At 62.8% G+C, this 4503-nt stretch carries 7 protein-coding genes; all 7 read left to right on the top strand.

From position 1 onward, the window contains the following. Positions 1-249 (top strand): hypothetical protein (locus JWQ89_RS02190; protein ID WP_299638017.1); only part of this gene is annotated, 249 nt, incomplete at its 5' end. After that, a complete protein-coding gene (locus JWQ89_RS02185; RefSeq protein WP_299638016.1) occupies positions 246-443 on the top strand; it encodes a transcriptional regulator in 198 nt (65 codons plus the stop codon). The genes JWQ89_RS02190 and JWQ89_RS02185, both read left to right, overlap by 4 nt. Before the next feature lie 243 nt (positions 444-686). Further along, complete coding sequence (gene rpsF / locus JWQ89_RS02180; protein ID WP_299638015.1) at positions 687-1100, top strand: 30S ribosomal protein S6; 414 nt, start codon at positions 687-689, stop codon at positions 1098-1100. A 21-nt stretch (positions 1101-1121) separates the two neighbouring features. Beyond that, positions 1122-1376: a 30S ribosomal protein S18 gene (gene rpsR, locus JWQ89_RS02175; protein WP_055048535.1), complete on the top strand. Its 255-nt coding sequence runs from the start codon at positions 1122-1124 to the stop codon at positions 1374-1376. An 84-nt stretch (positions 1377-1460) separates the two neighbouring features. Beyond that, positions 1461-2036, top strand: a complete 576-nt coding sequence (gene rplI / locus JWQ89_RS02170) for a 50S ribosomal protein L9 (protein WP_299638013.1) — start codon at positions 1461-1463, stop codon at positions 2034-2036. 256 nt (positions 2037-2292) lie between these two features. Continuing rightward, positions 2293-3783: a replicative DNA helicase gene (locus JWQ89_RS02165; RefSeq protein ID WP_299638012.1), complete on the top strand. Its 1491-nt coding sequence runs from the start codon at positions 2293-2295 to the stop codon at positions 3781-3783. Between the two features lie 2 nt (positions 3784-3785). Then, a partial coding sequence (locus tag JWQ89_RS02160) for an alanine racemase (RefSeq protein ID WP_299638010.1) occupies positions 3786-4503 on the top strand: 718 nt, incomplete at its 3' end.

Raw genomic sequence — 4503 nt, 5'->3', positions numbered from 1 at the left:
ATCGTCATTGTTGGATTTCAGTCTCAGCAACACAAGGGAGACGCCGAGAAGGGAGTTGGGCTGATGGGCAAGATGAACATGCAGTGGCATCACGACCACAGAATGCCGGACAATCCGAGCAAGCAGCAGCGCGCCGAATGGCACTACCAGCACGCCCTCAACTGCGGCTGCCGCACGCTGACGCCCTCGATCACCTCGCTGCTGGTTTCGCAGGGATACGAGGTGCCGAGGCAGGCGCGCCTGCCGTGAACTCGCCCGAAGACAATGTGACTGATCTGGGGCCTATCCTGACCAAAGAGGATTATGTGCTGGCTCTCGCGGATATCGAACGGTACTTTGATATCGAACCCGTACGGGGTACCCCCGAGGCGGCTCGGTTCGATCTACTGGCATCGCTGATCGAAGCCTACGAGAATAGCCGCTGGCCGATCGGCGACCCGTGACCCTCTCCAGCCACGGGGAGCCACAAAGCGCAGGCTGCTTGCCATCCGCCCCCTTTTCCCCTATAGCCCGCCTCGCATTCGTTCGGCCGGGGGCTGAACGGAGGGTCCGGTGTTTCCGGATAGGGGTTGATCCCGTCCTCCCGTGTTCCCGCTCTTTAGAAGACTGCTTTGGTGCCTTTCCGGCTTCAAAGGGGCTCCGCGCCGAGTGGAATGTGTTGTGAAGCAACTGGAAGGAAGGCGCTTATGGCCCTTTACGAACACATTTTCCTGGCTCGCCAGGACGTCTCGCCCCAGCAGGTCGAGGAAATGACCAATGCCCTCACCGGTGTGATCACCGAAGGCGGCGGCAAGGTCACCAAGAACGAGTACTGGGGGCTGAAGTCGCTCTCGTACCGCATCAAGAAGAACCGCAAGGCGCACTATTCGCTGCTCAACATCGACGCTCCGCACGCTGCGGTGGCCGAGATGGAGCGCCAGATGGGCATCAATGAAGACATCCTGCGCTTCATGACCATCCGCGTCGACGAGCTCGAAGAAGGCCCGTCAGCCATGATGCAGAAGCGCGATCGTGATGACGATCGTGGCGACCGTCCGGGTGGCCCGCGTGGCGACCGTGGCGGCTTCGACCGCGGCGACCGTCGTCCGCGCCGTTTCTAAGACATCGGAAGGAAGAGCCAAATGGCCATCAAAGACCTGACCACGACCACGGCCCGCCGTCCGTTCCAGCGCCGCCGCAAGACCTGCCCGTTCTCGGGCCCGAACGCGCCCAAGATCGACTACAAGGACGTTCGCCTTTTGCAGCGCTACGTGTCCGAGCGCGGCAAGATCGTCCCCTCCCGCATCACTGCGGTTTCCGCCCTGAAGCAGCGCGAACTGGCCAAGGCCATCAAGCGTGCCCGCTTCATCGGCATCATGCCCTACGCCGTTCAGTAAGCGGCTCCAGGCACTCGCTGGGGTCGCGGGAATGGTTCCGCGGCTCCTAACTGCCCCTGAGGCAGGACAGCAAAGGAAAGCACTATGAAAGTCATACTCCTCGAGCGTATCGGCAAGCACGGCCACATCGGCGACGAAGTGTCGGTGAAGGACGGGTTCGCCCGCAACTTCCTGCTGCCGCAGCAGAAGGCGCTGCGCGCCACCGAAGCCAACCGCAAGAAGTTCGAGCGCGATCGCGCCGACATCGAGAAGCGCAACCAGGAGCGCCGCGAGGCCGCTGCCGGCATCGCTTCGGGCCTCAACGGCAAGTCGGTGATCATCATCCGCCAGGCCGGCGAAACCGGCCAGCTCTACGGTTCGGTGTCGTCGCGCGACGTCGCCGATGCGCTGATCTCGGACGGCTACACCGTTTCGCGCTCGCAGGTCGACCTCGCCAACCCGATCAAGACCGTCGGCGTCCACACGGTGCCGCTGAACCTGCACGCCGAAGTCGCGGTGACCATCACCGTCAACGTCGCCCGCTCGGAAGACGAAGCCACGCGCCAGGCGAAGGGCGAAGACCTCACCGCCATCAATTACGGCGAGGAAGCCGAAGAAGCGTTCCGCACCGGCCAGCAGGAAGCTGCGGCCGAGGTCGAAGTCGAAGCCGACAGCGAGTAAGCTCGCCGGGCAGCGTCGAAAAATAAAAGGCCGGGAGCGATCCCGGCCTTTTTGCCTGTTTCCCACCCGGACGGCGCGCCGATTCGCAAGCGCCGTATTGGCGACGCCTTGGTTTCCCCCGCTTTCAACATTACCCACACGGCCTGCCGCGGCGCTGGCGCGATTCGGTCACTGCTGCGTCACAATTGAGACTCGATCCGGCGGCCGCCGCTGGTAAGCAGAGCGTTAACGAGCGAGAGGGAGAATCCGAGTCGCCATGGCAGACAACAACGTGCATCGCCTGCGTGCGGAAGACGAGAAGGGCTTCCGCCTGGCGCCCCACAATGTGGAGGCGGAGCAGGCCTTGCTGGGCGCCATCCTCGTCAACAACGAGGCGTTCTACCGGGTCTCGGACTTCCTCATCCCCGAGCATTTCTACGAGCCGATCCACCGCACCATCTACGAGGTGCTGGCCAAGATCATCCGCGCCGGCAAGACCGCGACACCGGTCACCGCCAAGACCTACCTGGCCGACGCGCTGACCGCCGAAATGACCATGCCGCAATACCTGGCGCGGCTCGCGGCGGAAGCCACCACCGTCATCAACGCGGCCGACTACGGCCAGTCGATCTATGACCTCGCGATCCGGCGGAACCTCATCCAGATCGGCGAGGAGATGGTGCAGGTCGCCTACGATTCCGATGTCGAGGCGACGGCGGCCAAGCAGATCGAGGAAGCGGAGAAGCAGCTCTTCGACCTCGCCGAAAAGGGCCGCTACGACGGCGGCTTCCAGAGTTTCAGCCAGGCGCTGACCGAAGCCATCAAGATGGCCGGCGAGGCCTATGGCCGCGACGGCACGCTATCGGGCACCGCCACCGGCCTCACCGATCTCGACCGGCTGATGGGCGGGCTGCAGCGTTCGGACTTGATCATCCTCGCGGCGCGTCCGGCCATGGGCAAGACCTCGCTCGCCACCAACATCGCCTTCCACGTGGCCAAGAGTTTTAAGGGCGAGGTGCTGGCCGACGGGCATTTGAAGACCGTCGATGGCGGCCATGTCGGGTTCTTCAGCCTCGAAATGAGCGCCGAGCAGCTGGCGACGCGTATTCTCGCCGAGCAGGCCGAGATCTCGTCCTCCGACATCCGGCGCGGCAATATCCACGAGAGCCAGTTCACGCGGCTGGTCGATACCTCCAACCTGATGGCGCAAATCCCGCTCTATATCGATGACACCGGCGGCATCTCGGTGGCGCAACTGGCGGCGCGGGCCCGGCGGCTGAAGCGGCAGAAGGGCCTCGACCTGCTGATCGTCGACTACCTGCAACTGCTTTCGGGCTCGTCCAAGAAGTCGAACGAGAACCGCGTGCAGGAGCTGACCGAGATCACCACTACGCTCAAGGCGCTGGCCAAGGAGCTCGAGGTGCCGATTATCGCGCTCAGCCAGTTGAGCCGACAGGTCGAGAACCGCGACGACAAGCATCCGCAGCTTTCGGACCTGCGCGAATCGGGCTCCATCGAGCAGGATGCCGACGTGGTGCTGTTCGTTTATCGCGAGGAATATTACCTCAAGAACAAGGAACCTAAACCCGGCTCGCCCGAGCACCTGAGCTGGCAGGCGGAAATGGACCAGGTGCACGGCAAGGCGGAAGTCATTATTGCCAAACAGCGCCATGGCCCAACCGGCACAGTACAGTTACAGTTCCAGGCGAATCTCACCCGGTTCGGTAATCTGGCACAATCGGATTACCTGCCTGAGCGCATGGAATAGGCATGACCACCCCACCATTGTCCGGTCTTACCACTTCAAGCTACGGCGGACGCATGACCGTGGATCTTGCGGCATTGACGCGCAACTGGCGCGCTCTCGACAAGGTCAGCGCAGGCGCATTGACCGCGGCGGTCGTCAAGGCTGATGCCTATGGCACCGGCATAACGACTTCATGCAAGGCGCTGTTCGCGGCTGGCGCGCGGTTCTTTTTCACCGCCCATATCGAGGAAGCCATCGCCGTGCGCGCGGCACTGCCGAAGGCACATGTCTTCGTTCTCAACGGACTCTATCCGGGAGCGGCGGATGTTTACGTTCAGCAGGGGCTGATGCCGGTGCTGTCCTCGATCCCCATGATCGAGGAATGGCTGGCGATGTGCCTCAGGCGTGGCGAGGCCTTCGCGGCGGCGCTGCATTTCGACACCGGCATGAACCGGCTCGGATTTCGGCTCAACGAGGCCAGCATCGTTCGCAAGCAGATCGATGCGGTTGGTTTCCAGCCGCAGATGGTGATGAGTCACTTCGCCTGCGCGGACCAGCCGAGCCATGAAAAGAACCGCACCCAGCTCGCCCTGTTTCAGGCGGTGATGGCGCAGTTTCCCAATATTCCAGCTTCGATCGCCAATTCGGCTGGGCTGATGACCGGGCGCGAGCACCATTTCCAGATGGTGCGCCCCGGAATTGCACTTTATGGCGGCAGGGCGGTTTTCGGCCGGAAGAATC

This window comes from Devosia sp., assembly GCF_028290645.1.
Classification (GTDB): domain Bacteria; phylum Pseudomonadota; class Alphaproteobacteria; order Rhizobiales; family Devosiaceae; genus Devosia_A.
The sequence above is the reverse complement of the archived record's forward strand: the minus strand, read 5'-3'. Positions and strand labels throughout refer to the sequence as shown.

Excerpts from the sequence above, each read along its gene's own strand:
- rpsF (WP_299638015.1), top strand. The coding sequence starts at position 687 with ATGGCCCTTTACGAACACATTTTCCTGGCTCGCCAGGACGTCTCGCCC.
- rpsR (WP_055048535.1), top strand. The coding sequence starts at position 1,122 with ATGGCCATCAAAGACCTGACCACGACCACGGCCCGCCGTCCGTTCCAG.
- rplI (WP_299638013.1), top strand. The coding sequence starts at position 1,461 with ATGAAAGTCATACTCCTCGAGCGTATCGGCAAGCACGGCCACATCGGC.
- JWQ89_RS02165 (WP_299638012.1), top strand. The coding sequence starts at position 2,293 with ATGGCAGACAACAACGTGCATCGCCTGCGTGCGGAAGACGAGAAGGGC.